The organism is Marinobacter sp. C7, assembly GCF_022343555.1.
Taxonomy (GTDB): Bacteria; Pseudomonadota; Gammaproteobacteria; order Pseudomonadales; family Oleiphilaceae; genus Marinobacter.
The window spans coordinates 1-659 of record NZ_JAKQZH010000043.1; the positions used below are offsets into that span (position 1 = coordinate 1).

The 659-nt window shown below is 67.4% G+C and carries 1 protein-coding gene; it reads right to left on the reverse strand.

All coding sequences use genetic code 11. The features are described from left to right. On the reverse strand, window positions 1-659 hold a 659-nt coding region (locus MD273_RS18605; RefSeq protein WP_239039266.1), incomplete at both ends, for an amidohydrolase family protein.

Genomic DNA, 659 nt, shown 5'->3' on the forward strand with positions numbered 1-659 from the left:
TCGGGTAGCTTCACGGTGTGATAGGCGGCCTCGGGATAGCGGTAGGGCGATGACAGCGCATCGTCGAGCAGCGGCGTTACCTTGCGGTCCTCGACCACCAGCTCGCCGCCATACCAGGTGTTGACCGGTTTCAGTTCATCGTCGAGCAGCACGATATCGGCGCGCCTGCCGCCGCCGAGCCCGCCGACTTCGTCGCCGATGCCGAAGCGGGTGGCACCGTGGAGCGAGCCCATCGCCCAGGCCTGTTCGCGCGTCATGCCGGCCTTCACGGCTTGGCGCGTTACCCAGTCCTGGCCGAAGAGCAACAGGTCGTCGGCATCGCGGTCGTCGGTGCACACGGCGACGCGCTTGTGCGAGGCGCCGAGTTCGGTGATCGCCTTGATCGCTTCCGGCAGCGAGTGCCACGGCGTCGTCGGCGGGCCGCCGCGCAGGAAGATCCAGACGCCGGCTTCCAGAAGGTCGTTGGCGATCTCGCGGTCGATCGCCTCGTGGGTGTCGGTAACGCCGGCAGCGGCATAGGCGGCAACGAAATCGCGGCCATAGACGTGGCCCGAGACCGGCCTTCCGCGCTTCAGCGATTCGGCGATGATGGCGTGCGAGCGTTCGTCGCTCATGGCCACCGGCACGAAGTCCATTTTCTCGCCGAGCGCCATGGCTTC